Raw genomic sequence first — 26582 nt, 5'->3', positions numbered from 1 at the left:
GCGCCGAGCCCGAACCGGGCTGCGACGTCCGCGACCACGAACGGGCCGTGGGTGCGGGCGTAGCGGGCGACCAGGTCGCCCAGCGGGTCGCGCACCGGCTCGGTGAAGGCTTCCGGGATCCCGACCGGCAGGGGCGCGCCCAGGGCGTCGCGCAGCCGGCCGGAGTCCTCGATCGCCGCCCAGTACTCGTCGCCGGCGATGCGCACCCGGATCGCCCGGCGGGTCTCCTCCAGGGTGGCCAGCCACTGCGCGGTCCCATCGCGTTCCAGCACCTCGGCGGTGGTGACCGGGCCGAGCATCCGCAGCACGTCGGCGACGCCCTCGACGTCGCGGATGCGCCGGTCCTCGGTCAGGCGCTGCAGTTCCGCCTCGACGGTTTCCACCGCGCCGCCGTCGAGCAGTTCGCGCAGGTCGGCCTGGCCGAGCAGTTCGGCCAGCAGCGTGGAGTCCAGCGCGAGGGCCGCGGCCCGGCGCTCGGCCAGCGGCGAGTCGCCCTCGTAGAGGAAGGTAGCGACGTAGCCGAACAGCAGCGAGCGGGCGAAGGGCGACGGCACTGGGGTCTCGACCTCGACCACCCGCACCTTGCGGTTCTCGATGTCGGTCATCAGCTCGATCAGGCCGGGGACGTCGAAGACGTCCTGCAGGCACTCCCGCATCGTCTCCAGCAGGATCGGAAATGACGCGTACTCAGAAGCGACCTGGAGCAGGTGAGCCGAGCGCTGGCGTTGCTGCCACAGCGGCGAGCGCCGGCCGGGGTCGCGGCGCGGCAGCAGCAGGGCGCGGGCGGCGCATTCGCGGAACCGGGAGGCGAACAGCGCCGACCCACCGACCTCGGCGGTGACCAGGGCGTCGATCTCCGCCGGGTCGAGGGTCATCGGCACGGCCTCGCCGAGGTCCTCGACGTCAGGCAGGCGCAGCACGATCCCGTCGTCGGCGTGCATGGCCTGCACGTCGACGCCGAAGCGCTCCCGCAGCCGCGCGGAGATCGCCAGCGCCCACGGCGCGTGCACCTGTGCTCCGAAGGGGGAGTGCACGCACAGGCGCCAGTCGCCGAGCTCATCGCGGAACCGCTCGACCACGATGGTGCGGTCGTCCGGCACGTGGGTGGTCGCGGCCCGTTGCTCGCCGAGGTAGATCAGCAGGTTGTCCGCGGCCCACTCGTCCAGGCCGGCCTTGGCCAGCCGCTCGCGGGCGGCGCCGTCGTCCAGGCGGGCAAGCTCTCGCAGGAACCCGCCGAGAGCGCGACCCAGCTCCAGTGGCCGCCCGATCGAGTCGCCGTGCCAGAACGGCAACCGCCCGGGCTGGCCGGGCGCGGGGGAGACCAGCACCCGGTCGTGGGTGATCTCCTCGATCCGCCAGCTCGACGAGCCGAGGGTGAACACGTCGCCGACGCGGGACTCGTAGACCATCTCCTCGTCGAGCTCCCCGACGCGCCCTTTGCCTTTCTCCACGGCAGTGCCAACGAGGAACACCCCGAACAGGCCGCGGTCGGGGATCGTGCCGCCGCTGGTGACCGCGAGGCGTTGCGCGCCCGGGCGACCGGACAGGCTCCCGTTGACCCGGTCCCAGACCAGTCGCGGCCGCAGCTCGGCGAACTCGTCGCTGGGGTAGCGGCCGGAGAGCATGTCGAGCACGGCCTCGTAGGAAGACTGCGGCAGGCTCGCGAACGGCGCCGCCCGGCGGACCAGGTCGAGCACCTCCTCGACCGACCAGTCGTCCAGGGCCACCATCGAAACGATGTGCTGGGCGAGCACGTCGAGTGGATTGCGCGGAATCCGGATCGCTTCGATCTGACCCGCCGTCATGCGTTCGGCGACCACCGCGGTCTGCACCAGGTCACCGCGGTGCTTGGGGAAGACCACACCGCGGGAGATCGCGCCGACCTGGTGGCCGGCCCGTCCGATCCGTTGCAGGCCGCTGGCGACCGACGGCGGCGACTCGACCTGGATCACCAGGTCCACCGCGCCCATGTCGATGCCGAGCTCGAGACTGGAGGTGGCCACCACCGCTCGCAGTCGGCCGGTCTTGAGCTCGTCCTCGATAATCGCGCGCTGTTCCTTGGACACCGAGCCGTGGTGCGCCCGGGCGAGTACCTCGGGGGCACCTCGGGAGGCGCCGCTGGCCATGATCTGGGCCGGTTGCACGGCGCCGGCGTCGGGCAGGTCCGCGCCGCTGCGCTCGTAGGCGATCTCGTTGAGCCGCTGGGTCAGCCGCTCGGCGAGCCGGCGGGAGTTGGAGAACACGATCGTGGAGCGATGGGCGTGGATCAGGTCGACGATGCGTTCCTCGACGTGCGGCCAGATCGAGGTGCGCGGCTCCGCGCCGGCGGCCGAGCCTTCGAATTCCGCGGTCGGCACCCCGAGCTCGCGCATGTCCTCGACCGGCACGACCACCGAGACCTCGACGGTCTTCTGCGCCGGTGGCTTGACCACGACGGTTTCGGCGGCGCCTCCCAGGAAGCGCGCCACCTCCTCGACCGGGCGCACGGTTGCGGACAACCCGATGCGCTGGGCGGGCTTCTCCAGCAGCGCATCGAGGCGCTCGAGCGAGATCGCCAGGTGCGCGCCGCGCTTGGTGGCCGCGACTGCGTGCACCTCGTCGACGATTACCGTCTCGACGCCGGCCAGTGACTCCCGGGCCCGCGAGGTGAGGAGCAGGAACAGCGACTCCGGAGTGGTGATGAGGATGTCCGGCGGCCGGGTGGCGAACTTGCGTCGCTCGTCGGCGGGGGTGTCGCCGGTGCGCATGCCGACCTCGACGCTGGGCTCGGGCAGCCCGAGGCGCTGTGCGGCCTGGCGGATGCCGGCCAGTGGCGAGCGCAGGTTGCGTTCGACGTCGACGGCGAGGGCTTTGAGCGGGGAGATGTAGAGCACCCGGCAGCGTCGCTCCCGCTCGGGCGGGGCCGGGGTGGAGGTCAGGGTGTCCAGCGCGGCCAGGAACGCAGCCAGGGTCTTGCCCGAACCGGTGGGCGCGACGACCAACGCGTGGCGACCTGACCGGATGGCCTCCCAAGCCCCGGCCTGGGCGGCCGTGGGCGCCTCGAAGGCACCGGCGAACCAGGCCCGGGTCGCGGGCGCGAACCCGGCCAGCGGATCGGGGGCGGTGGCCATCGGTCCATCCTGCCCGGCGGTACCGACAGTCGCGGATCTCTGTTGCGCCCGGAGCGTGATGTCTTAGAATATGGGACGACAATCTCAAGAAATGAGACGCCGATGAGCACCTACACGCACGGCCACCACGAGTCCGTACTGCGCTCGCACCGCTGGCGGACGGCGGAGAACTCCGCGGCTTACCTGCTGCCGTACCTGAAGTCCGACCAGCGCCTGCTCGACGTCGGGTGTGGTCCGGGCACCCTCAGCCTGGACCTGGCCGCGCGGGTCGGGTCGGTGACTGCACTGGAGCAGACCGAGGCTGCGCTCGACCTGGCGCGGGCCGAGGCGGAACGTCAGGGTGCGACCGACGTCGAGTTCCGCGTCGGTGACGTGCAAGCACTCGACCTGCCCGACGACTCCTTCGACGTGGTGCACGCCCACCAGGTGCTCCAGCACCTCGCCGATCCGGTGCAGGCGCTGCGCGAGATGCGCCGGGTGACGAAGCCCGGCGGGATCGTGGCCGCGCGCGACAGCGACTACGCGGCGTTCGCCTGGTACCCGCGATTGCCCGTGCTCGACGACTGGTCGGCGCTCTACCAGCGCTGCGCCCGTGCCAACGGCGGCGAACCCGACGCCGGCCGTCGGATGCTGTCCTGGGCGCGGGCGGCCGGCTTCACCGACATCACTCCGACCGCCGCGGTATGGTGCTTCGCCAACCCCGAGGACCGGGACTGGTGGGGCGGGATGTGGGCGGACCGGATCCTGCAGTCGGCGATGGCCACCCAAGCGCTCGAAACAGGGTTTGCGACCCCCGAGGACCTGCGGGCGATCTCGCAGGGCTGGCTGGACTGGGCCGCCGCCCCGGACGGGTGGATGCTCATCCCGCACGGGGAGATCATCGCGCGGGCCTGACGCTGCGGATGACATCCGTTGGTGTTGCTGCGGATCAGCGGTAGCCGAGGCGGATGTACAGGTCGCGGAGCAGGGCGATCTCGGCCCCGTGGTGGATTTACTCCCGGCTGATGTGCAGGACCAGGGCGGCGTAGGGGAACTGCTCGTAGCCGGGCTCGCCGCAGGGTGCTGCGAGCTGGTCGGCGGAAAGGCTGCGGACGCCCTCGATCCAGCCCTTGTACGTCTCGTCGAGTTGGGCCAGGGCGGCCTCCGCGGTGCCGGCGTAGTCGAAGTCGTTGTAGTCCATCTGCGGTCCGCCGAAGTGCGTCGCCACCCGCGCGCCGAGGACGCCGACGATCACGTGCGCCAGCCGCCACGCGATCGTCGTCACCGGCGCCGGGTCCGTCGGTGGGCCGAAGTCGACGGTGAAGGCCCCGGTGCCGCCCTGGACCGGGGCGGTGCTCTCGCCCCGCGGCCGCACGTTCCAGCAGTTCGGCACCGGCTCCCAGAAGTACTCGTCGTCGGTCAGGCCGTCCAGACGGGGCCGCAGCTGCCCCGTCCAGTGCATGTCCAGCTGTTCGACCAGGGCGTTGTTCCAGTCCATGCCCTCAGCCTGCTCCACCCGGGCCTGGCGGAAACCCAGGGGTGCCGAGCCGGTTGGCGCAGGTAACGTGCGCGGGTGAGCGCGACCAGGGACGAGGCATCGACGCAGGAGGGGTCGACCGCCCTCGGCGCTGCACCTGCGCTGGTCTCCGCGCGTGGCCTGGTGAAGGCCTTCGGGGAGGGAGACAAGCGCCGGGTTGCCGTCGACGGGATCGACGTGGAGGTACTCGAGGGGGAGGCGTTCGGCTTCCTCGGCCCGAACGGTGCCGGCAAGAGCTCGACGATGCGGATGATCGGCTGCACCTCGCCGGCCACCGGCGGCACGCTGCGCGTGCTGGGCCTCGACCCGGCCACCGACGGCCCGGCGATCCGGGCCGGTCTGGGCGTCGTGCCGCAGGAGGACAGCCTGGACGGCGAGCTGACCGTGCGGGACAACCTCGTGATCTACGGCCGCTACTTCGGGCTGCCCTGGAAGGCGTGCCGATCCCGGGCCGACGAGCTGCTGGAGTTCGTCCAGCTCTCCGACCGCTCGGACTCCCGGGTGGACACCCTCTCCGGCGGAATGAAGCGCCGCCTCACGATCGCCCGCGCGCTGGTGAACAACCCGCGGATGGTGTTGCTCGACGAGCCCACCACCGGGCTGGACCCGCAGGCCCGCCACGTCGTGTGGGAGCGGCTCTTCCAGCTCAAGCGTTCCGGCGTGACCCTGATTCTGACGACCCATTACATGGACGAGGCCGAGCAACTGTGTGACCGCCTTGTCGTGATGGACGCCGGCCGGATCGCGGCCGGGGGTTCGCCGCGCGAGTTGATCGCCGCCCACTGCACCCGCGAGGTCGTCGAGGCCCGCCCCGCCGACGGGGAGACCGCGCGCCCGGCCGAGGTGCTCGCCTCGTTGGCCGAGCGCATCGAGGTGCTGCCGGACCGGATCTTGCTCTACACCGATTCCGGCGACGACACCGCCGCGGCCGTGACGCACCATCACGAACTGGACCTGGCGTCGGTGCTGGTCCGCAGGGCCTCGCTGGAGGACGTGTTCCTGCGGTTGACCGGCCGCACCCTGGTGGACTGATGCGGACCGCTCTGCCCGCCATGGAGTACTGGCTACTGCGCAACCGTCGGTACTGGCGCACCCAGCTCTCGGCGATGACCGTCGGCCCCGTGCTCTACCTCGCCGCGCTCGGTCTCGGTGTCGGGTCGCTGGTCGACGACAACGTCGGCGCCGACGGCGTGCAGGGCGTCGACTACCTCGCGTTCATCGCGCCCGGTCTGCTCGCGGTCACCGCGATGCAGCAGGGCTTCGAGGAGAGCTCGTGGCCGGTGATCGGCGCGTTGCGCTGGTGGGGCAGCTATCCGGCGCAGCAGGTCACCAGCCTGCGCACCCGGGACGTGCTCACCGGGCACCTGCTCTACGTCACGGTGAAGCTGACCGCGGCGGTCACCGTCTTCACCGCGATCGCCGCCCTGTTCGGCGCGTTCGACTCCGCGTGGGTGCTGGCCGCGGCGCCCGCCTCGGTGCTGTGCGGGGTGGCCCACGCGGCCCCGATCGCCGCGTTCTCGATCACCCGCCGCGTGGAGATGAGCATCGCCGCGTTCTACCGGTTCGTGATCCTGCCGACCTCGCTGTTCTCCGGGGCGTTCTTCCCGATCTCGCAGCTGCCGGCGGGGCTGGAGCAGGTCGCCTACGTGACCCCGCTCTGGCACGGCGTCGACCTGTGCCGCGACCTCGCCCTCGGCGAGGCGACCTTCGCCGCCAGCCTCGGCCACGTCGCCTACCTGGCCCTGTGGGCGGTCGGCGGTTACCTGCTGGCCCTTCGGCTCTATGCGCGGAGGTTGGCGCCGTGATCGGCCGCGTGCTGCCACCGCTGCCGCGGACCGCGCGCCCGACGCTGGGGGCCGGCCGCCACCTCGTCGAGCGCAACGCGCTGTTCTTCCGCGGGCACGTGCTGGTCATCCTCGGGGGCTTCTTCGAGGCGCTGTTCTACCTGCTCTCGATCGGTATCGGGGTATCCGATCTGGTCGGCGACGTCGAGGGACCGGGCGGGAAGACGCTGGAGTACACCGAGTTCGTCGCCCCGGCGATGCTCGCGGCCTCGGCGATGAACGGCGCGGTCATGGAGTCGTTCAACATCATGGCAAAGCTCCATCTGAGTAAGGCGTACGAGGCGGTGCTCGCGACGCCGATCACGATCCGGGACATCGCGGTCGGGGAGATCACCTGGTCGTTGATGCGCGGCGGGGCGTACTCGGCCGCGTTCCTCGCCGTGATGGCGTCCCTGGGCCTGGTCTCGTCCTGGTGGGCGGTGCTGGCGCTGCCCGCGGCGTTGCTGGTCGGGTTCACCTTCGCCGCGCTCGGGCTGGCCGCGGTCTCGGTGATCCGCGGTTGGCAGGACTTCGAGTGGGTGATGACCGCAGTGCTGCCGATGTTCCTGTTCTCCGGAACCTTCGCCCCGCTGTCCACTTACCCGGACCCGGTGGCCTGGCTGGCCCGGGCGATGCCGCTCTATCACGGGGTCTCGCTGCTGCGCGGGCTCACGACCGGCGCCGTATCCGGCGTCCTGCTCGTGCATCTGCTCTATCTCGTCCTGCTCGGCGTCGCCGCGTTCTGGGTCGCAACGCGGCGGCTCGAGGCGAACCTGCTGACCTGAGGTCAAAGGCGGGGACCGTAGGCTGAACTTCCCGCGTCAGCGTGGCTGTTCAAGTCCTCGCCCAGAAGGAGCCGCCCGTGCGTGTCGCGGTGCTGGGGGCGGGGCTCCAGGGTGCGTGTGTGGCGTTGGAGCTGGCCGAGGTCGGGATCGCGGTGGACCTCTACGACCGTGAGGATGCCTGCCTCACCCAGGCCTCGGCGCAGAACGAGGGCAAGATCCACCTCGGTTACGTCTTTGGCAACGACCGGACGCTGAACACCGCACGGCTGATGATCCGGGGCGCGGCGGTCTTCGAGCCCACCCTGCGGCGTTGGCTGGGTACCGACCTCGACCGGGTGCCGGTCTCTGCGCCGTTCCACTACGTCGTACACCGCGACAGCCTGCTCGCCGCGGACGAGGTCGGTGATCACCTGGCCGCGTGCCACGCGTTGGCCGCCGGCGAGTTCCCCGCCGCTGCCGGGTACTTCGGCTCGGACCCGCACCGCGCGCCGCAGCGGCTCACCGACGCCGAGCGGGACGCGGTGTTCGGGACCCGCACCGTGGCCGCCGCGTTCCGGACCGCCGAGATCGCGCTCGACCCGGAGGCACTCTCGGTGCTGTTGCGGGCGCGGTTGCTAGCTGAGCCGCGGATCACCGTGCACCTGGGCACCGAGGTGCGCGCGGTCGAGCCCGACGGCGATCGGCTGCGGGTGCGCTTCGACGTGGGCGGTGGACTGGCGTCGGAGTGTTACGACCACGTCGTCAACTGCCTGTGGGACGGAAGGCTGGGCGTCGACGCGACCATGGGGCAACGTCCCGACCGGCCGTGGCTGTTCCGGATCAAGCACTATCTGCGGGTGTGTGCGCCCGGGCAGGGCGCGCAGATTCCGTCAACGACCATCGTGCTCGGCCCGTTCGGCGACGTCGTCGTCCACGGCGACGACCTGTACCTGTCCTGGTATCCCGCGGGCAGGCAGGGCATATCGGCGGAACTCGAGCCGCCCCCTTGGCCCCGCGTCCTGGACGAGTTCCAGGCCAAGGAACTCTGGCACGACGTCCTGGGCGGCCTTGTCGGAGTCGTCCCCGCGTTGGAGGACCTGACGCCCAGCACGGTGTCGTCGTGGTCGGCCCGCGGGGGAATCATCTTCGCCTGGGGTAGCTCGGACATCGACGATCCCGGCAGCGGCCTACACCAGCGGTCCGCGATCGGTCCGCAGAGCCACGGCACCTACCACTCGGTAGACACCGGCAAGCTGACCATGGCGCCGCTGTTCGGCGCGCAGGTGACCGACCGGATCCGGGCGACCGGGCGGGCGCGATGAGCGACGAGCACGTCGTCACGGTCGGCGTGCCGGTCTACCACGGAGAGCAGTTCCTCGCCGAGACACTTGACTCCATCCAGGCGCAGACCTACCGCGAGCTGCGGGTGCTGATCTCGATCGACGGTCCCGACCCGGTGTGCGAGAAGATCGCCCGTCCATTCCTCGCCGACGACCGGTTCGGTCTGACGGTCCGCCAGAAACGCTCTGGTTGGGTGGGCAACATCAACGGGCTGATGCGCAACACCGGCTCCGCTTTTTGGTGCTACCAGCAGCAGGACGATCTGATCGCACCGGAATACCTCGAGCGTCTCGTCGACCACCTGCTTGTCACCCCGCAGGCCGCGGTGGCCTATTGCGATCTGCAGGCGTTCGGGCAGGCCGACTGGTCGATGACCCAGGACTCGCTGACCGGGCACCCGGTGACCCGACAGCTGACGCTGCTGCACGAACACCTCCCGGCAATTGCGTTCCGGGGTGTGACCCGCACCGGGGCGCTGCGCGAGATGGGCCGGCTACCGGCGAATCCGGTCGGCAGTTTCGCCGTCGACACGGTCTGGATGGCCGCGATGGCACGCTCCGGCGAATTGCACCGGGTACCCGGCTACCGGTACCGCAAGCGCTACCACGACGACAACACCCACACTAAGTGGCCGAACTGGCCGGCCCCGCGCCGGCAGCGCGCTTGGGCCACGCACTGCGCGGACATGCTCCAGGAAGCCCTCAGAACGCCGTACCTGACCGTGCAGCAGCGCCGGCTGCTGTGGGCTGCGGCGGTTAGCCGGCTGACCGATCCGCGGCTTGCCGGGGCATACGTAGTCCCCGCCGAGACCGGCCCCGCCGAGCGAGCCCGGCTGCTGGAGGTGTTCACCGCCCGGATCCGGGCGCATCGTCCGGCCGTTGAGGCGGAGCTGGACCTCAGTACCCCGGAGCTCACCGGCTGGACCGCGGACTTCCACCGCGCCGAGGGTGCGGCGCGGCCTGCCCGGCTGCGGCATGAACTGGCGGCCGTGGCTCCGCCAATCGTGCTCAAGGGTTCCCGAGCCGTGCGTAAACGTCTCGCAACAGCTAGAACTCGGCGCGGTAGTGATTGAGCGCGAGGGTGGTTGGCTTGCGCGATGAGTAACCTGCTGGGGGCGCTGCGCCAGGCCGACGCCGGCTTCGACCTGAGGCTGCGTCAGGTCCGCGGGGAAGATTGGCACCGGCCGACGCCGTGCGTCGACTGGGACGTCTACCGGCTCGTCAACCACGTTGTGGTCGGCGGCGGCCGGTACGGCCGCCTGGTGCGGGGCGGCACGCGTGAGGACTTCATCGCCGAGCGGCAGATCGACGCGCTCGTCGACGGTGCGGTGCCGGCCTGGGAGTCCAACGCCGCGCTCTGTGCCGCGGCGTTCGCGGAGCCGGGGGCGATGGACCGGATCGTGCCGTTCTCCACCGGACCGATCCTGAGTCGGATCCTGCTGCAGATCCGCGTCGTCGAGGTCTTCGTGCACACCTGGGACCTGGCCCGCGCGCTCGGTCTCGACGAGTCCGTCGACGCCGACCTCGCGGCGTTCGCGCTGCGGGTCTGGCCGGAGAACGGGCTCCCGCTCGGCGCCGGGGGAGTGCCGTTCTTCGAGACTCCGACGGCTGGCTCGGCCGCGTCCGATCTGGAGGCTCTGCTGCGCCTGACCGGCCGGCTGCCCTAGAGACCCCTCAGCCTGTCGTCCGGCCCTTCGCGCGCAGCGTCCGCTCCAGGATTCCGAGGGTCGCCTTGAGGGCCAGTTCGGAAATGATCGGGAAGATGTTCTTGGCCCGCCCCTCGGGGTGGATATCGCTCCAGTCGTAGTAGCTCGTGACCTTGGTGCCGCCCTCGGCCGGCTCCCCGCGGTAGCCGTAGACGTGCCCGATCGGGAAATCGCCCAGGGATTCCCGGTCCATGTGGATGACGAAGGTGTCCCCGGGGCTCGCCGGGATGATCCGGGAGACCTCAAAACGCTCATCAGCCATGCGCGCGATCCTGGCACCCGCCGGAGCTGGGTACCATGGGGGCGACCCCGATCGTCTTTTCGCAGGAGAGCCACGTGTCCGGCAAGCAGTCAAAGACTTCACGCGCGTCAGTTCGCGCCGGTGCGGGCGCGGCCTCCGGTGCGGTTTCCGTCCTCGGCGAGGTCAAGTACGTGATCCCGCTCAACGGCGGCAAGAACGCCTACGTCCGCAACATCACCACCGGGCGGACCCCGAACCTCAGGACCAACTCCGACGCTTTCGTCGAGGAGATCCGCACCCTGGCCGCGGCCGGGCACGGCGCCAAGATCAAGGCCGAGCTGGAGGTGCTCGCCAGCGAGGCCCCCGGCCACGGCTGGGACGACACCCTCAAGCGTCTGGTCGAGGCCGAGGCCCTCAGCTAGATCCATAGCGCACCGAACCGCCCCCGCCACCCGGCGCGGGGCGGTTCGTCGTTTTCGGCGTCGGGCAGAATTTCGGCATGCGGCTGACGGACTTCTGGGAGCGGATGCGGGCCGAACTGGGGGAGGGCTACGCCGATTCCTACGCCCGGGACACCGTGATCGCGGAGCTCGGAGGCCGGACGGTGGAGCAGGCACTGGCCGCCGGCGAGGAGACCAAGGCGGTCTGGCGGGCGGTCTGCGGCGCCCTCGACCTGCCGCCGGCGAGGCGCTGAGACGACCTCCCGGGGACGCGTCTGGTGACCACCGGGACGCGTGGGACGAAACTTTGTTCGAACGATCGGCGTGGTGTATTTCCTCGAACGGATGTTCGAGCTAGCTTTTCCACAACGCCGCGGCATCCACAGATCTCACCTCGGCGGATCCGATTGTCGGACCCGCCTGCAAGTGTCGCCGCCGACGGAGAACCGACGACCCGAGGGTGGGGACAGAACATGGCTCAGGCAGACCGCGAGAAGTCGCTCGACACGGCGCTGGCGCAGATCGAGCGGCAGTTCGGCAAGGGTTCGATCATGCGGCTCGGTGACGACACCCGGGCCCCCGTGGAGGTCATCCCGACCGGGTCGGTGGCCCTGGACGTGGCCCTCGGCATCGGCGGGCTGCCCCGCGGCCGCGTGGTCGAGATCTACGGCCCGGAGTCCTCCGGTAAGACGACGGTCGCCCTGCACGCGGTGGCCAGTGCCCAGCGTCTGGGCGGCGTCGCTGCCTTCATCGATGCCGAGCACGCGCTCGACCCGGAGTACGCGAAGAAGCTCGGCGTCGACACCGACGCGCTGCTGGTCTCGCAGCCGGACACCGGTGAGCAGGCCCTGGAGATCGCCGACATGCTGATCCGCTCCGGCGCGGTCGACATCATCGTCATCGACTCGGTCGCCGCCCTCGTGCCGCGCGCCGAGATCGAGGGCGAGATGGGCGACTCGCACGTCGGCCTGCAGGCCCGCCTGATGAGCCAGGCGCTGCGCAAGATCACCGGCGCGCTGAGCAACACCAACACGACCTGCATCTTCATCAACCAGCTGCGCGAGAAGATCGGCGTGATGTTCGGGTCGCCGGAGACCACGACCGGTGGACGGGCGCTGAAGTTCTACGCCTCGGTGCGCCTGGATATCCGACGGATCGAGACGCTCAAGGACGGCACGGAGCCGGTCGGCAACCGGACCCGGGTCAAGGTCGTGAAGAACAAGATGGCCGCGCCGTTCAAGCAGGCCGAGTTCGACATCCTCTACGGCCATGGCATCAGCCGCGAGGGCGGCCTGATCGACATGGGCGTCGAGCACGGCTTCGTCCGCAAGTCCGGAGCTTGGTACACCTACGAGGGCGATCAGCTCGGCCAGGGCAAGGAGAACGCCCGCGTCTTCCTGCGCGACAACCCCGACCTCGCGAACGAGATCGAGAAGAAGATCAAGGAGAAGCTCGGCATCGGCCCGCAGGTCGACAAGCCGGCGGACGAAGGCACCCCGACCGACTTCTGAGCGGTCAGGGGAGAACAGCGATGGCGGCGCGTCAACGGCGCTCCCGCAGCCGGCGGGAGTTCGACCCCGACGCGCCGCCCTCGTCTGCCCGCGAGAAGACGCGGGACAAGCCCCCCGAGGAGCCGGTCGAACCGTCCGCGCTGGCCCGGGAGATCTGCCTGCGTCAGCTCTCGCACGGGCCGCGGACGGCCGCCCAACTCGGGGCTGCGATGGCCCGCAAGGGCATCGAGGAGGACGTCGCCGCCGAGGTCCTCGAGCGGTTCACCGACGTCGGCCTGATCGACGACGCCGCCTTCGCCGAGGCCTGGGTGGAGAGCCGGCACAGCGGCCGCGGCCTGGCCCGCCGGGCGTTGGCCCACGAACTACGAACCCGCGGCGTCGACACCGCCGTGATCGCGGTCGCCGTCGCGGAACTGGACCCCGAGCGGGAGCTGGAGACCGCCCGCGCCCTGGCCGTGAGGCGGCTCGCCTCGACCCGCGGCCTGGAGACCTCGGCCCGGTTCCGCCGCGTCGCCTCCCTGCTGGCGCGCAAGGGCTACTCCGAGGCCGTCGCCTACCGGGTGTTCCGCGAGGCGCTAGAAGCGGAGGGTGCCTCTGACACTGTGAATACGATTGTGGTCGTGGAGTAGCATAAAAGTATGAGTGAGCTGAGGCAGCGTCTCTCCGCCACGGTCGAAGCCGACCTCCTCGCCGCCGGGCGGGATGCGGTCGCCGCGGGCGAAGCAGAAAGCCTCTCGGCGTGGGTCAATGCGGCGTTGCGTCGTCAGGCCGATCACGATCGTCGGATGCGTGCGCTCGATGCGTTCCTGGCCGAGTACGAGGCCGAGCAGGGCGAGATCACCGAGGAAGAGATGGCGGCCGCTGCGCGCGCGATGAGGGCGCGGGCCGTAGTCGTCCGAGGCAAACGAGGCCGAGGCGTGGCGTGACGGTCGTTCTGGATGCGGGCGCTCTCTTGGCCGTTGAGCGTCGTGACCGTGAGCTGATCGCGCGGATCAAGCTTGAGCGGGTCGCCGATCGCGAACCGGTCACCCACGGCGGTGTTCTCGGCCAGGTTTGGCGTGGCGGAACCGGGCGACAGGCCTTGTTGGCGGCGGTGCTGGCGGGGGTGGAGGTCCGACCGTTGGACGAAGGTCTGGGTCGGCGGGCGGGGGTGCTCCTGGGCCTTGCCCGTCGTGCTGATGTCGTTGACGCCGGGCTGATTCTCCTCGCGCACGACGGGGACGAAATCCTCACCTCGGACCCCGAGGAGCTCCGCGCATTGGCTCGGGCGGCCGGACTGCACGTGGACATCGTTCCGGTCTGACTCGCGGGACGTCCGGCTCTGACAGCGTAAGAGCGCTCTGAGAGCCGGACGCTACGAGGGTCAGACGCCGCCGTCGGCCATGGTGCCGGCCGGGAGGATGGCGGCCGCTGCGGCGGCGCGGCCGTAGCGGCGTGACTGGCGGTGCTCCAGCCAACGGGCGAAGCCGTCCAGGGCCATGTTCAGCGTGACGTAGATGACGGTGATGATGAAGACCGTCGGCAGGATGTTGAAGCGGGTGTCGTAGATGTTGCGCCCGACCCGGACCAACTCGGGGTAGGCGATGATGAAGCCGAGCGAGGTGTCCTTGAGGGCCACCACGGCCTGACTGACGATCGCCGGCAGCATGATGCGGGTGGCCTGGGGGAGCAGGATCTGCCGCATGGTCTGACGCTGCGTCAGGCCCACCGCGAGGGCGGCTTCGCGCTGACCCTTCGGGACCGCCGAGATGCCGGCCCGGAACACCTCGGCCAGCACCGCGCCGTTGTAGAGCATCAGGGCGATCACCAACGGCGCGAGGGTGCCGAACTGGTCCGTGCCCAGGATGCTGGCGACCCGGTCGGGGAGCGCGTCGGACAGGTCGTCGCCGATCGGTTCGAGATCGCCGGAAAAAGCGATGAACAGGAACAGGATCAGGATGACCACGGGGGTGGCGCGGAAGAACTCGACGAACGCCACGCACGGCCAGCGCAGCCAGCGACGGGACGAGATCCGCCCGGCCGCGAGGATGACCCCGAGCAGCAGGGCGAGCAGGATCGCGAACAGCGCTGCCCGGATGGTGGCACCGAACCCGCGCGCGATCGCCTTCTGGATGCCGCGGTCGGTGAACGGCTCCCAGAGCTCGGAGTCGAACTGCTCGCGGTCGTTGAGGCGCCAGAACACCCAGCCGACCAGCGCCGCGAACAGCGCAACGGCGATCGCGCTGCCGATGTGCGCCCGCCGGCGGGCGCGCGGCCCGGGGGCGTCGAAGAGGATGAGGCTCACCGCAGCACCGCCAGCTTGCGCTCCAACAACGCGGAGAGCGCGGTGAGCGTGAAGACGATGACCATGTAGCCGCCGGCGATGCCGATGAAGATCCAGTACAGCTGGTCGGCGTGGTCACGCAGCAGCCCGGACATCACGTACGAGGCCTCGGTGACCCCGAACGCCTCGGCCACTGCGGTGTTGCGGACCAGCGCGATCAGGATGTTGGTGATCGGCGGGATCGCGCTTCGGCCGGCCTGCGGCAACACGATCAACGTCAGGTTCTGCCGGAATGTCATGCCGAGGGCGCGAGCGGCCTCCGCCTGCCCGGCGCTGACCGCGTTGATGCCCGAGCGCACCGACTCACAGATGAACGCGGAGGTGTACGCGGTCAGGGCCATCACCGCGAAGGTGAAGAAGGAGAACTGGATCCCGATTGTCGGGAAGCCGAACACGAAGATGATGAAGATCAGGACCAGCGGGGTGTTGCGGGCGACGTGGACGTAGGCCGTGCCCATCCCGCGCAGCACCGGTACCGGGCACACCCGCATCGAGGCGAGGAGCACGCCGAGGATCAGCGAGGCAACGCCGGAGATCGCGAAGAGCTGGATGGTTTTCCAGAACCCTTCGAGGATGTCTCCGGCGTTGTCCGCCAGAACGTTCATCTCGTGCGGTCAGCTGTCCGCGGTCAGCACTTGTCGTCGAGCGTCGGCACCGACGGCGCCGAGACTCCGGACTTGCCCAGGGTGTCGGCGAAGGCCTGGGCCCAGCTGCCGTCCTCGAACGTCTCCTGCAGGGTGTCGGTCAGGAACTCGCACATCTGGGTGTCGCCGAAGGCGAAGCCGATGCCGTAGCGCTCCTGGCTGAAGGGATCGCCGACGACCTTGAGCTTGTCCGGCTGCTTGGACGCGTAGCCGAGCAGGATCGCGCCGTCGGTGGTGACGGCGTCGACGCTCTCGTTCAGCAGTTGCTGCACGCACTCGGTGTAGGTGGAGAACGGGGCCGGCTCGGCGCCGTACTTCTCCTGCACGGTCTTGATCGACGTCGAACCGGTCACCGAACAGACCTTCTTGCCGGACAGGTCATCCGGCCCGTTGATCGAGGTGTCGTCCTCGCGGACGAGCAGTTGCTGGCCGGTCTCGTAGTACGGCCCGGCCTGGCTGACCACCTTGCGGCGGTCGTCGGTGATCGAGTACGAGGCGATCACCAGGTCGACGGTGCCGGCCTTGAGGAACGGCTCGCGGTTGGCCGAGACCGTCTCCTTGAACTCGATGTCGTCGGAGTCGATGCCGAGCTTCTCGGCGATCAGCTTGGCGATCGCGATGTCGAAGCCGGTCAGCTCGCCGGTGGCCGGGTCCTTCTCACCGACGCCGGGCTGGTCGAACTTCACCCCGATCACGATCTTGCCGGAGTCCTGCAGCCGGCCGAGCGTTCCGGAGGCCGCGGAGGCGGACGGGCTTGAGGAGTCGCTGGGGGAGGAGGTGTCCTCCGAGGCGGTGTCCTCGTCGTCGTCCCCGCAGGCCGCGAGGGCGAGCGCGAGGGTGATCGCGGCCGCGGTGGCGGTCAGGCTTCGCATTCTCATTCGGGTTCCTTCCGGGCCGGGTTCACCGGCGGCTGGGGCTGGGCGGACGTCTAATGCGAAAGGATCTTTCCCAGGAAGTCACGAGCACGGGGGCTGCGTGGGTTCCCGAAGAACTCGGCGGGCGGGGCCGACTCGACGATCTGGCCGAGATCCATGAAGACCACGCGGTTCGCCGAGGCCTTCGCGAAGCCCATCTCGTGGGTGACGACGATCATCGTCATGCCCTCGCGGGCGAGCTCGCGCATGACGTCGAGCACCTCGGAGATCATCTCCGGGTCCAGCGACGAGGTGGGCTCGTCGAAGAGCATCACCTTGGGGTCCATGGCCAGCGCCCGCGCGATCGCTACCCGCTGCTGCTGCCCGCCTGAGAGCTGCGCGGGCATCTTGTTCGCCTGGTCGGCCACCCCGACCCGCTCCAGGAGCGCGCGGGCCTTGGCCTCGGCGTCGGCCTTGGGCAGCTTGCGCACCGCGACCGGCCCGAGGGTGAGGTTGTCCAGCACGGACTTGTGGGCGAACAGGTTGAAGGACTGGAAGACCATCCCGACGTCGGCGCGGAGCCGGGCGAGCTCCTTGCCCTCCTCGGGCAGAACCTTGCCGTCGACGCGGATGGTCCCGGAGTCGATGGGCTCGAGGCGGTTGATCGCCCGGCACAGGGTGGACTTGCCCGACCCGGAGGGGCCGATCACCACCACGACCTCGCCCCGGGCCACCGTCAGATCGACGTCCTTGAGTACGTGCAGGGCCCCGAAGTGCTTGTTGACCTGCAGCATCTCGACCAGCGGCGGAGCCTCGTCGATCATGACGAGAACCTAGCGGTTAGCCCGTCCGGACGCTCGACGCCGCCCCGGGCAACCCCGGCAGTGTCTCCGGAGCGTGCGGGTGGCGTCGCCGGAGTTTTGCGGGCCGTACCCTGGATGACGCTGTGAGCAGGACTTACGAGGTGCGCACCTACGGGTGCCAGATGAATGTCCACGATTCCGAGCGCCTTGCGGGGCTGCTGGAGGACGCGGGCTATGCCCGCGTGCCCGAGGGCGAGGCCCCGGACGTGGTCGTGTTCAACACCTGCGCCGTCCGGGAGAACGCCGACAACCGTCTCTACGGAAACCTCGGGCACGTCGCCTCGGTCAAGGCGGCCAAGCCGGGGATGCAGATCGCCGTCGGCGGGTGTCTGGCCCAGAAGGACCGCGCCGAGATCGTCCGCAAGGCGCCCTACGTCGACGTCGTCTTCGGCACCCACAACGTCGGCTCGCTGCCGGTGCTGCTGGAGCGGGCCAGGATCGAGCAGGAGGCGCAGGTCGAGATCCTCGAAGCCCTCGACGTCTTCCCCTCCACCTTGCCGACCCGGCGCGAGTCCGCCTACGCGGCCTGGGTCGCGATCGCCGTCGGGTGCAACAACACCTGCACCTTCTGCATCGTGCCTGCGCTGCGGGGCAAGGAGAAGGACCGCCGGCCGGGCGACATCCTGCGCGAGATCGAGACCCTCGTCGCCGAGGGCGTCATCGAGGTGACGCTGCTCGGACAGAACGTGAACTCCTTCGGCGCGGAGTTCGGCGACAAGCTGGCGTTCGGCACATTGCTGCGCGCCTGCGGGGGAGTGGACGGCCTGGAGCGGGTGCGTTTCACCTCCCCGCACCCGGCGAGCTTCACCGACGATGTCATCGCCGCGATGGCTGAGACACCCAACGTCATGCCACAGCTGCACATGCCGCTGCAGTCCGGCTCGGACGAGCTGCTGCGGGCAATGCGCCGGTCCTACCGGGCCGAGCGCTACCTCGGGATCATCGAGCGGGTCCGCGCTGCGATGCCGGACGCCGCGATCACCACCGACATCATCGTCGGCTTCCCCGGAGAGACCGAGGCGGACTTCGCCGCGACGCTGGACGTCGTGCGGCAGGCCCGCTTCGCGAGCGCGTTCACCTTCCAGTACTCCAAGCGGCCCGGGACGCCCGCAGCCGATTTCCCCGACCAGATCCCGGCCTCGGTGGTGACCGAGCGGTACGGCCGGCTGGTCGCGCTGCTGGAGGAGATCTCCTGGGACGAGGCCAAGAAGCAGGTCGGCCGTTCCGTGGAGGTTCTCGTTGCTGCCGGTGAAGGGCGCAAGGACGTCGCGACCCGGCGCCTCTCTGGCCGGGCCCGCGACAACCGCCTCGTGCACTTCGTGCCCAACCCCGACGTCGCGGACCCGCGCCCGGGCGACGTTGTGCACGCCACCATCACGTACGCCGCCCCGCATCACCTGGTCGCCGACGGCCCGGCTTCGGTGCCGCGGCGCACCCGCGGGGGAGATGCGTGGGAGGCCGCGCAGGGCCGACCCGCGCCGACCGGGATCTCGTTGGGGATGCCGACGATCGGCGTCCCGGCCTGACCCCCGCCTAACCCACTCTGCCGCGCACTGCCCAGGCCCGGGCACGCATCTTGATCACGCCGTCGCCGAGCCGGGACCGCAGCGCCTCCCGCAGGGCGGAGCGCCGGCGCTCGGTCAGGCTCGCCAGGTAGCTCGGCGCGGGCCCCTGGCCGCCGAGGAAGGGCGACCAAAGGTCCTCGAACCGACCGAAGACGGTAGGCACCTCGATGGCCCGGACCGCGACCTGATCGAGGTCCGCTTCCCGCCAGAGTCGTTCGAGCGGCTCGGGTCGGCAGATCGGGAACCGGGTGGCCTCGTCCAGCGGGGCCGCCTCCGGATCGAGCCGGACCGCGGCGTCCCAGAACTCCCGCAGCAGGCCCATGCCCTCCGCGTAGTCCCAGACGTAGGCGGCGATCCGCCCGCCCGGGGCGACCCCGCGCATGGCGGCCAGTGCGGCGGCCGGATCGGGCACGAAGTTCAGGACGAGCCCGGAGACGACCACGTCGAAGGGGCCCCGCGGGAGCTCGGTCGCGCTGCCGGGCGCGAAGGAGGCGCGCAGGTCGGCGACGTGCGCGGCGGCGTGCCGGACGAAGGCCTCCGACGGATCGACCGCCACGACCTCGCGCGGGTCCGCGCCGGCAAGGACGATCTCGGTCAGGGCGCCGGTCCCGCAGCCCACGTCCAGCCAGCGCCCTCCCGCCGGCACTTCGAGCCAGCGGACGAACTCAGCGGCGACCGGCCGGCTCCAGCGGCCGATGAACGGCTCGTACGCCGCACCGGCGGCCCAGGTGTCACGAGGTCCGGACACGATCCGAGCCTACGCCGCGCGTCCACAGCCAGAGTTCAGGGTCGGGAGATGCACCTAGTATCCGAGCGTGGCCGGGCGCATCAAGGACGAGGACATCGCGCTGGTGCGCGAGCGCTCCCGGATCGAGGACGTGATCGGCGCCCAGGTCGGGCTGCGCTCGGCCGGCGGCGGGTCGCTGAAGGGCCTGTGCCCGTTCCACGACGAGAAGTCGCCCTCGTTCAACGTCAACCCGTCCAAGGGCTTCTTCCACTGCTTCGGCTGTGGCGAGGGCGGCGACGTCATCGACTTCGTCATGAAGACCGACCACCTCTCCTTCGCCGACGCCATCGAGCGTCTGGCGGGCCGGGCCGGGATCATCCTGCGCTACGAGGAGGGCGGCTCGGCCCCTCGGCAGAGCACCGGCAAGCGCACCCGGCTGATCGAGGCCCACCAGGCCGCCGCGGAGTTCTATGCCGCGCAGCTCGCCGAGTCAGGGGAGGCGATCGCCGGCCGCAAGTTCCTCGACGAGCGCGGCTTCACCCTGGAGCAGGCCAAGGTCTTCGGGGTCGGCTTCGCCCCGCGCGGCTGGGACCAGCTCTCCAAGCACCTGCGCGGCCTGCGGTTCACCGACGAGGAACTGGTCACCGCCGGCCTGGCGCGCGAAGGTCAGCGTGGCCTGATCGACCGCTTCATGGGCCGGCTGCTCTGGCCGATCCGGGACATCTCCGGAGACGTGGTCGGCTTCGGCGCCCGCCGGCTCTTCGACGACGACCGGATCGAGGCCAAATACGTCAACACCCCCGAGACGCCGATCTACAAGAAGAGCCACCTGCTGTACGGGATGGACCTGGCCAAGAAGGAGATCAAGCGCCGCGGTCAGGCCGTCATTGTCGAGGGCTACACCGATGTGATGGCCTGTCACATTTCCGGCGTCCCGACGGCGATCGCCACCTGCGGCACGGCGTTCGGGGTCGACCACGTGCAGGTACTGCGCCGGCTGATGATGGACGCCAGTGCCTTCCACGGCGAGGTCATCTTCACCTTCGACGGTGACGCCGCCGGGCAGAAGGCCGCCCAGAAGGCCTACGACGAGCAGGACCAGAAGTTCACCACCGCCACCTACGTCTCGGTCGAACCGGACGGGCTCGACCCGTGTGACCTGCGCCTGCGCAAGGGCGACGACGCGGTCCGCGAACTGGTCGCGTCCCGCGTGCCGTTGTTCGAGTTCGCGATCCGCTCGGAGTTGAATCGGCACAACCTGGAGACCGCCGAGGGCCGGGTGGCGGCGATGCAGGCCGCGGCGCCCAAGGTGATCGGCATCCGTGATCGCGCGCTGCGTCATGAGTACGGCCGCCGGCTGGCGGGCTGGCTCGGTATGGACGTGGACGCGGTGATGTCGACGCTGTCCGAGATCGCCCGGCGCAATCAGCGGGCGGCGACCTCGGGCACGGGACCGGGCCGGGCCTCGAACGCGACGATCGCCGACCCGGTCGAGGAGGCCCCGCCGCCGAAGGAGAAGCTGCCCCGCCCTGACCCGCGCGACCCCACGCTGATGGTCGAGCGCGAGCTGCTCAAAGTTGCGCTGCAGCACCCGCAGCTCACCGGGCCGCTGTACGACGATCTGGATGCCGAGGTTTTCACGGCGCCCGCCTACGCCGGGGTGCACGCGGCGATCGTCGGGGCCGGCGGCACGTCCAGTGCCGCGGGCGGCGAGGAGTGGATCGGCAAGATCCGCGCGGCGGTGACGGTGGAGATGCTGCGCGGGCTGGTCGCCGAGCTCGCTGTCGAGCCACTGCGGACGGCCGGTGAGCCCGCGAAGCGCTATGCCACCGAACAGATCATCTCGGTGCAGCTCGCCGCCGTCTCACGCAAGGTCGACGGGCTCAAAGGCAAACTTCAGCGGATGAATCCGGTCGAAGAGACCGAGGCATATAACCGTCAATTCGGTGAAGTAATCGCCCTTGAGCAGTACCGTCACGCGCTCCGCGAGCGCATGATCGACGACCTGTAACCGCCCCAGGGCCGATCGGGTAGACATACCGGGCGTAATCGGTGCGCTTCGGTGCGCAGCAACTTCCTCGTTTCGCCAAGTCCCGGTGCGCGCCCAACCCCCGCCTCCACACTGAGGACCGGCGCCAGAGAGATCGGCACCAACGAATTCGGTGGAGAACCCCGGGGGGTGTCGTGGCTCGCACTGCGTCGACCGACGTGACGGGCGGTCTGCCTGCGTCGGGGCGTTCCCGTCGTTCTCGTGCGCTGAGCCTGGCGCCGGAGAGCGGCAGCGACGTCCTGCTGCAGGTCGTTCCCGCGCCGGCCGGGCCGGCCGTCGCTACGACCGACACCACTACTGACGCTGTCGAGGCCGTCGAGGTTGACACGACTGAGCCGGCCGACGCCGAGCTCGCCGCGACCGAGCCCGCGGAGGACGACGAGGACGCGCCCACCGTCGCCGAGAGCGCGGCCCCCGCGACCGACCTGGTGCGCCACTACCTCAAGGAGATCGGCCGGGTCCGGCTCCTCACCGCCGAGGAGGAGGTGCAGCTCTCCCGCCGCATCGAGGCCGGCGTGTTCGCCGCCGCCCGGATGGACTCCGCGCCCGCCGAGCCGACGCTGCGCCGCGAGCTGGAAGTCATCGCCCGCGACGGCATGGTCGCCAAGCAGAAGCTGATCGAGGCCAACCTGCGCCTGGTCGTCTCCATCGCCAAGCGCTACTCCGGGCGCGGCCTGCCGTTCCTGGACCTGGTGCAGGAGGGCAACCTCGGCCTGATCCGCGCCGTGGAGAAGTTCGACTACTCCAAGGGCTACAAGTTCTCCACCTACGCGACCTGGTGGATCCGCCAAGCCGTCACCCGCGCGCTGGCCGACCAGGCCCGCACGATCCGGGTGCCGGTGCACGTCGTCGAGGTGATCAACAAGATCATCCGCCTGCAGCGCAGCCTGCACCAGGAGCACGGCTCCGAGCCGACCATCGCCGAGCTCGCCACGGTCATGGACATGACGCCGGAGCGCGTCGTCGAGGCGCTGCGCTACGCGCAGGATCCGGTCTCGCTGCACACCCCGGTCGGTGAGGCCGAGGAGTCCGAGTTCGGCGACCTGATCGAGGACCTGAACGCCTCCTGCCCGGCGGACGCGGCCAGCGTCTCGATGCTGCGCACCGACCTGGACGCGCTGCTGGAGACCCTCGGCGAGCGCGAGAAGCGCGTGGTCACCATGCGCTACGGCCTCGACGACGGCAACCCGCACACCCTGGAGGAGGTCGGCCAGATCTTCGGCGTCACCCGCGAGCGGATCCGTCAAATCGAGGCCAACACCCTGGCGAAGCTGCGCCACCGTCCCGCCGCGGCGGAGATGCGCGAGTACCTGACCAGCTGAACACCGCTTAACCGCAAGGACGTCCGAAGAACCCGAGCGTGATAGCGCTCGGACCTGCGGACGTCCTGCGTTGCGCGGCGGGCGTTCAGCGGCGGCTGCGCAGGTGCGTCTAGAAGCGGCCGTTGCCCGTCGGCACCCCGGATGGCATGCCGTTCTGGGCGTTCGCGGTGCCGGTGGTTCCGATCGTGCTCTCCGCGTCGCCGGCCGCGTCGCCGTCGCGCGAGCCCGGCATCCAGTTCGGTGCCTTATCGGCAGCCTTGTCGACCATGGTGTGGGCCATATCGCTGCCCTTGTGGGCGACGGTCTCTGCGGCGCTCTGGACCTGCGGGTTGGAGCGCACCCGGCCCCACAGCGTGCAGATCTGCTCGTACCGCTCACGGCCCGCGCGGGCGCCCAGGACGTACCCGGTCGCGGCGCTGATCAGGATGATCGACTTACGCATCTTCAACTCACCTCTCGCCGTCAGCTCATGTTCGTAGCTCGTAGTGGGGTCCTTACCCGGGGTGGGGCCCGTGATGCGCCTGGAACGGGTCGGGGCGGCAGATGTGGTTGACGCCACGAGATCGATACCGCCCCCGCTCGGGGCGGGGTGTGCGCTAATCTTGCCCAGGTCCCGGGGGCGACCCTCCCGGCCGAAACGATCCCGCGTAGCTCAATTGGCAGAGCAGCCGGCTGTTAACCGGCAGGTTTCTGGTTCAAGTCCAGACGCGGGAGCTCAACGAAGGCGCCCCGAAGGGGGCGCCTTTCGCATGTCAGGGGCCCTCGCTCAGGTGGTCGGCGCCCAGTTGCCGTGGAAGCCTGCCGGGACGCGCACCGGCAGGTGGACGGCGGCGACGGTCTCCAGGGTCTGGGAGTCCAGGATCGTCAGATCGCTGCGCCCGGTGGCCGGGTCGAAGACGAAGCCCATCAGCGAGCCGCGGTCCTCCGCGCTGTCGGCGGCGTCCGGGACGAACACGAACTCGGCCACGTTGTGCCCGGCCCCGAAGTGGCGGGTCGTCGAGGTGCCGGTGGCCAGGTCGTGGCGGATCAGGCTGTCCGCGGTGGTGCCCTCGAAAGCGACGGCGTAGCCGTAGCGGTGCCGGCGTCCGACCACCCGCTCGTCGACCCGGGGGAACTCCTGGGCGAGGTCGCTGCGGCGCTCCTCGAGGACCTTGCCCGCGGTCAGGTCGATGGTCCAGCGGTCCAGCGTCGCCGGGCCCTCGTCGGGGCCGAGGAGCTTCTGGTCGAACATCTTCCGGTGGCGCACGACGTCGAGCACCACCTTGTCGCCGTCGTCGTAGGCGTTGAGCGGGTGGAAGACGTAGCAGGGCTCGACCTCGAACCAGCGCACGTCCTTCGCCGTCCCGGTCCGCGGCATGACGCCGACCCGGGCCGGATAGGACGGGTCCCAGCGGTAGGGGAGCTTGGGCGCCTTGCTGCCGAGCACCTTGCGGGTGAAGAACGCGGCCACCGGGTCAGGGGTCGCCCGCTTCCCGACGAACATGCCGGCGTTCCAACGGGCGAGGCTGCCGAACGGGCGCGGCCACATGTCGCGGATCGGGTCGAGGTCGAACACGCAGGGCAGGTCGTAGAAGACGACGTGATGCTCGGTCAGGGAGAAGTCGTGCATCATCGGGCTGCCCGTGACCTCGATGTTCTCGATGCGCTTCACCCGGGCATCCGCGCCGATCACGGTGTACTGGACCTTCTTGCCCCAGCCCCAGTAGTAGGACACCGCGTGCAGGTCGCCGGTGGCGGGGTCGCGCTTGGGGTGGGCGGTGTAACCGCCGGGCAGGGTGCCGTCGAAGTCGCAGGCGCCGACCGTGTCCAGCTCGTCGGTCAACTCGTACGGCCGGCCGCCGGCCTCCACGATCGCGAAGGTGCGACCGCCCTGCACGACGACGTTGGTGTTCGCGGGGAAATCCCAGCCGACGTGCGGCTTGGCGCCTTTCCGCGGCTCCTCACCGAGGGCCTTGGCGGTGTCGGCGGAGCGGACGAAGCGGTTGCGGTACCACTCGGCCTTGCCATCGCGGAGTCGGACGCCGTGCACCATGCCGGTGCCGAGGAACCAGTGGTGCGTCTTCGGGTCCACCGGGCTGACGGGGTTCGGGCCGTTGCGCAGGTAGCGCCCGTCCAGATGAGGCGGCAGCGTGCCGGTCACCGACAGATCGAGCGCGGTGGTCTCCATCTGCACCGGGCCGAAGTTGTCGGTCAGGTAAGGGTTCTCGGCTGTCGCGGTCACGGTCGCCTCGTCTCATAGCGTTGCTATGGGTGCATTCATAGCACTGTTATGCGACCATGCCAAGGTGCCGAAGCCCGCTGACCCTGAGGTGCGGTCCGCCTTGCTGGAGGCCGCGGCTCTTCTGATTGCCACCGAAGGCTCGGGCGGCCTGACCTTGCGCCGCCTCACCGACGAGGTCGGGACCTCGACGATGGCCGTCTACACCCACTTCGGCGGGATGCAGAACCTGCGTCAGGAGATTCGCCGGGAGGGCTTCACCCGGCTGAAGGTGCACCTGGACTCGGTGCAGCCGGCGCGGGACCCGCTGGCCGATCTCGCCCTGCTCGGGTGGGCGTACTGGGACAACGCGCTGGAGAACCCGCACCTCTACCGCGTCATGTTCATGGATCACCACGAGCCGGCCGACGACGTGATCGGTCTGGACACCTTCGACCAACTGGTCGTTGCGGTGGCCAGGTGTATCGAGACGGGCCGCTTCGAGGCGGCCGTTCCGTTCGATCTGGCGGTGCAGCTGTGGTCCTCGGTGCACGGCCTCGTCACCCTCGAGCTGGCCGGGCTGCTCACCGCGCCTCTGGCGGCCGAGATGCTGACCGCCTCGTGGCGGAGCCTGTTCCTGGGATTCGGGGCCGATGCACGGGCCATCGCGCGGTCGCTGGCACGCACTCGGCGCGATGCGCCGCCCGCCGCCCGAGCACTGGGCTCGGGCGGCTGAGCGCGACCGAGGCTGAGGCTGCAATTCGTGACGAGTGAGGCGTCGGCCGGACCTCAACCGTTTACTGGTGTGTCGAATTGCAGCTTCAGCCTCGCGCAGGACAGCTTGGCCACGGAGGTGGTCGTGGTCTTTTCGAACTCCGCGAGCGGGGGGCTACCTGGACCGCTGGTCGCGCTGAGCGTCGGCGGCCTTGCCGTTGCCGCGAGGCGGATCGTTCTCCGGGGCCCTCGGCGTCGCGTCGGACTTGGCGTTGTCCGCGGTCTTCTTACCTGCGTCGGCAGCTTTGCCGTTCTCGGCCGCCTTCTCGCGGGCGTCGGCCGACTTGCCGTTGTCCGCGGCCTTGTCGCGGGCTGCGGGCGACTTCGCCTTGCCGGCCGGGACCTTGGTGGCTGGGGCCTCGGCAGCCAGTGCGCTGCAGAACTCGGCCACGTTGCCCTGCGGCGCGGCGGTGACCAGGCGGGCGAAGGCCGGACGCTCGGCGGCGCGGCCGTTGTCCAACCCGCTGGCGGTGAAGGCCTGGCACAGACCCGCGTAGGAGGCCTCGCGGCCGGCTTTGGCGGCCGCGCGGTCAGTCGCGGCGGCCACCTTGGCGGCGTCCCTCACGGCCGCGGCCTCTGAAGCGCGCTCGATGGGCTTCTCGGAGCCACCGAACTTGCCCGGGGACGCGTCGGCGGGGTGCGAGCCGATGGTCAGCGGCGCGGGCAGGACCTCGGTGGTCGCGGCCAGCGCGACGCCGCCCACGGAGGTCAGAACGAGAGCCGCGGCGGCGGTCTTCACGGTCAGGACGGTGGCCCGGATCCCGGCCTTCCGAGGGCGGGCGGGCGCGGGCTGCGCTGCGCGGAACGCGGCC

The 26582-nt window shown here is 70.3% G+C and carries 27 protein-coding genes, 1 tRNA gene and 1 pseudogene; 18 read left to right on the top strand and 11 right to left on the bottom strand.

Features of this window, described 5'->3' with window-relative positions:
• Positions 1-3110 (bottom strand): DEAD/DEAH box helicase (locus tag H0X00_RS05820; protein WP_293767948.1); only part of this gene is annotated, 3110 nt, incomplete at its 3' end.
• A 102-nt stretch (positions 3111-3212) separates the two neighbouring features.
• Between H0X00_RS05820 and H0X00_RS05815 the strand changes: the two genes are divergently transcribed.
• Positions 3213-4004: a class I SAM-dependent methyltransferase gene (locus H0X00_RS05815; protein ID WP_293767946.1), complete on the top strand. Its 792-nt coding sequence runs from the start codon at positions 3213-3215 to the stop codon at positions 4002-4004.
• Positions 4005-4101: 97 nt separating this feature from the next.
• Here H0X00_RS05815 and H0X00_RS05810 read toward each other — a convergent pair whose 3' ends face one another.
• A complete protein-coding gene (locus H0X00_RS05810) occupies positions 4102-4587 on the bottom strand; it encodes a DinB family protein (RefSeq protein ID WP_293767944.1) in 486 nt (161 codons plus the stop codon).
• A gap of 141 nt (positions 4588-4728) precedes the next feature.
• Between H0X00_RS05810 and H0X00_RS05805 the strand changes: the two genes are divergently transcribed.
• The 6 genes from H0X00_RS05805 (at position 4729) to H0X00_RS05780 (ending at position 10220) form a co-directional block, all read left to right on the top strand.
• A complete protein-coding gene (locus H0X00_RS05805) occupies positions 4729-5658 on the top strand; it encodes an ABC transporter ATP-binding protein (protein ID WP_367186448.1) in 930 nt (309 codons plus the stop codon).
• Positions 5658-6431, top strand: a complete 774-nt coding sequence (locus H0X00_RS05800) for an ABC transporter permease (protein WP_293767939.1) — start codon at positions 5658-5660, stop codon at positions 6429-6431. Before H0X00_RS05805 ends, H0X00_RS05800 begins: the two co-directional genes overlap by 1 nt.
• Complete coding sequence (locus tag H0X00_RS05795; protein ID WP_293767937.1) at positions 6428-7234, top strand: ABC transporter permease; 807 nt, start codon at positions 6428-6430, stop codon at positions 7232-7234. Before H0X00_RS05800 ends, H0X00_RS05795 begins: the two co-directional genes overlap by 4 nt.
• A 77-nt stretch (positions 7235-7311) precedes the next feature.
• Complete coding sequence (locus tag H0X00_RS05790; protein ID WP_293767935.1) at positions 7312-8535, top strand: FAD-dependent oxidoreductase; 1224 nt, start codon at positions 7312-7314, stop codon at positions 8533-8535.
• Positions 8532-9626 (top strand): glycosyltransferase family A protein, encoded by a 1095-nt coding sequence (locus H0X00_RS05785; protein ID WP_293767933.1) that lies wholly within the window; start codon positions 8532-8534, stop codon positions 9624-9626. The genes H0X00_RS05790 and H0X00_RS05785 overlap by 4 nt, the downstream gene beginning before the upstream one ends.
• 24 nt (positions 9627-9650) lie before the next feature.
• Positions 9651-10220, top strand: a complete 570-nt coding sequence (locus tag H0X00_RS05780) for a TIGR03086 family metal-binding protein (protein WP_293767931.1) — start codon at positions 9651-9653, stop codon at positions 10218-10220.
• A 7-nt stretch (positions 10221-10227) separates the two neighbouring features.
• Here the strand turns inward: H0X00_RS05780 and H0X00_RS05775 are convergent, their stop codons facing one another.
• Complete coding sequence (locus tag H0X00_RS05775; RefSeq protein WP_293767929.1) at positions 10228-10521, bottom strand: hypothetical protein; 294 nt, start codon at positions 10519-10521, stop codon at positions 10228-10230.
• A 74-nt stretch (positions 10522-10595) separates the two neighbouring features.
• Here H0X00_RS05775 and H0X00_RS05770 point away from each other — a divergent pair, with 74 nt between their 5' ends.
• The 6 genes from H0X00_RS05770 to H0X00_RS05745 all read left to right on the top strand — a co-directional run bounded on the left by H0X00_RS05770 (position 10596) and on the right by H0X00_RS05745 (position 13754).
• Positions 10596-10922: a hypothetical protein gene (locus tag H0X00_RS05770; RefSeq protein WP_367186446.1), complete on the top strand. Its 327-nt coding sequence runs from the start codon at positions 10596-10598 to the stop codon at positions 10920-10922.
• A 77-nt stretch (positions 10923-10999) separates the two neighbouring features.
• Positions 11000-11194: a DUF3046 domain-containing protein gene (locus H0X00_RS05765; RefSeq protein ID WP_293767925.1), complete on the top strand. Its 195-nt coding sequence runs from the start codon at positions 11000-11002 to the stop codon at positions 11192-11194.
• Positions 11195-11413: 219 nt separating this feature from the next.
• The gene (recA, locus tag H0X00_RS05760) at positions 11414-12451 is read left to right on the top strand and encodes a recombinase RecA (RefSeq protein WP_293767923.1); all 1038 of its coding nucleotides are present in this window, start codon (positions 11414-11416) and stop codon (positions 12449-12451) included.
• A gap of 20 nt (positions 12452-12471) precedes the next feature.
• Positions 12472-13080: a regulatory protein RecX gene (locus H0X00_RS05755; protein ID WP_293767921.1), complete on the top strand. Its 609-nt coding sequence runs from the start codon at positions 12472-12474 to the stop codon at positions 13078-13080.
• A 9-nt stretch (positions 13081-13089) separates the two neighbouring features.
• Positions 13090-13377 (top strand): hypothetical protein, encoded by a 288-nt coding sequence (locus tag H0X00_RS05750; RefSeq protein ID WP_293767918.1) that lies wholly within the window; start codon positions 13090-13092, stop codon positions 13375-13377.
• A complete protein-coding gene (locus tag H0X00_RS05745; protein ID WP_293767916.1) occupies positions 13374-13754 on the top strand; it encodes a hypothetical protein in 381 nt (126 codons plus the stop codon). The genes H0X00_RS05750 and H0X00_RS05745 overlap by 4 nt, the downstream gene beginning before the upstream one ends.
• Before the next feature lie 60 nt (positions 13755-13814).
• Here H0X00_RS05745 and H0X00_RS05740 read toward each other — a convergent pair whose 3' ends face one another.
• From H0X00_RS05740 to H0X00_RS05725, 4 genes are read right to left on the bottom strand one after another with little or no spacing between them, the layout of a single operon-like run.
• The gene (locus tag H0X00_RS05740) at positions 13815-14735 is read right to left on the bottom strand and encodes an amino acid ABC transporter permease (protein ID WP_293767914.1); all 921 of its coding nucleotides are present in this window, start codon (positions 14733-14735) and stop codon (positions 13815-13817) included.
• Entirely contained in the window at positions 14732-15379 is a 648-nt protein-coding gene (locus tag H0X00_RS05735; RefSeq protein ID WP_293767911.1) for an amino acid ABC transporter permease, read from the bottom strand. Before H0X00_RS05735 ends, H0X00_RS05740 begins: the two co-directional genes overlap by 4 nt.
• Before the next feature lie 23 nt (positions 15380-15402).
• Entirely contained in the window at positions 15403-16296 is an 894-nt protein-coding gene (locus tag H0X00_RS05730) for a glutamate ABC transporter substrate-binding protein (protein ID WP_293767909.1), read from the bottom strand.
• Between the two features lie 50 nt (positions 16297-16346).
• Positions 16347-17096 (bottom strand): amino acid ABC transporter ATP-binding protein, encoded by a 750-nt coding sequence (locus tag H0X00_RS05725; protein ID WP_293767907.1) that lies wholly within the window; start codon positions 17094-17096, stop codon positions 16347-16349.
• A 122-nt stretch (positions 17097-17218) separates the two neighbouring features.
• Here H0X00_RS05725 and miaB point away from each other — a divergent pair, with 122 nt between their 5' ends.
• Positions 17219-18661: a tRNA (N6-isopentenyl adenosine(37)-C2)-methylthiotransferase MiaB gene (miaB, locus tag H0X00_RS05720; RefSeq protein WP_293767905.1), complete on the top strand. Its 1443-nt coding sequence runs from the start codon at positions 17219-17221 to the stop codon at positions 18659-18661.
• Between the two features lie 7 nt (positions 18662-18668).
• Here the strand turns inward: miaB and H0X00_RS05715 are convergent, their stop codons facing one another.
• Positions 18669-19448 carry a bifunctional 2-polyprenyl-6-hydroxyphenol methylase/3-demethylubiquinol 3-O-methyltransferase UbiG gene (locus tag H0X00_RS05715; RefSeq protein ID WP_293767903.1) on the bottom strand — a complete coding sequence of 260 codons (780 nt, stop codon included), beginning with the start codon at positions 19446-19448 and terminating at the stop codon, positions 18669-18671.
• Between the two features lie 67 nt (positions 19449-19515).
• Here H0X00_RS05715 and dnaG point away from each other — a divergent pair, with 67 nt between their 5' ends.
• Together dnaG and rpoD are read left to right on the top strand one after the other, a co-directional pair.
• The gene (gene dnaG, locus H0X00_RS05710) at positions 19516-21438 is read left to right on the top strand and encodes a DNA primase (RefSeq protein WP_293767900.1); all 1923 of its coding nucleotides are present in this window, start codon (positions 19516-19518) and stop codon (positions 21436-21438) included.
• 173 nt (positions 21439-21611) lie between these two features.
• Complete coding sequence (rpoD, locus tag H0X00_RS05705; RefSeq protein ID WP_293767898.1) at positions 21612-22799, top strand: RNA polymerase sigma factor RpoD; 1188 nt, start codon at positions 21612-21614, stop codon at positions 22797-22799.
• Positions 22800-22908: 109 nt separating this feature from the next.
• On the opposite strand, the gene H0X00_RS05700 is transcribed toward rpoD, so the two are convergent.
• Entirely contained in the window at positions 22909-23241 is a 333-nt protein-coding gene (locus H0X00_RS05700) for a hypothetical protein (RefSeq protein WP_293767896.1), read from the bottom strand.
• 199 nt (positions 23242-23440) lie between these two features.
• Here H0X00_RS05700 and H0X00_RS05695 point away from each other — a divergent pair.
• A tRNA-Asn gene (locus H0X00_RS05695) sits at positions 23441-23513 on the top strand.
• A 52-nt stretch (positions 23514-23565) separates the two neighbouring features.
• Here the strand turns inward: H0X00_RS05695 and H0X00_RS05690 are convergent.
• Complete coding sequence (locus H0X00_RS05690; RefSeq protein WP_367186444.1) at positions 23566-24966, bottom strand: carotenoid oxygenase family protein; 1401 nt, start codon at positions 24964-24966, stop codon at positions 23566-23568.
• A 118-nt stretch (positions 24967-25084) separates the two neighbouring features.
• Here H0X00_RS05690 and H0X00_RS05685 point away from each other — a divergent pair, with 118 nt between their 5' ends.
• Positions 25085-25732 (top strand): TetR-like C-terminal domain-containing protein, encoded by a 648-nt coding sequence (locus tag H0X00_RS05685; protein ID WP_293767892.1) that lies wholly within the window; start codon positions 25085-25087, stop codon positions 25730-25732.
• A gap of 153 nt (positions 25733-25885) precedes the next feature.
• Here the strand turns inward: H0X00_RS05685 and H0X00_RS05680 are convergent.
• Positions 25886-26582: pseudogene (locus tag H0X00_RS05680) on the bottom strand (hypothetical protein); the annotation flags it as partial.

It is taken from the genome of Sporichthya sp., assembly GCF_013815995.1.
Classification (GTDB): domain Bacteria; phylum Actinomycetota; class Actinomycetes; order Sporichthyales; family Sporichthyaceae; genus Sporichthya.
Note: the sequence above shows the minus strand (reverse complement) of the source record. Positions and strands in the feature narration are given on the sequence as shown.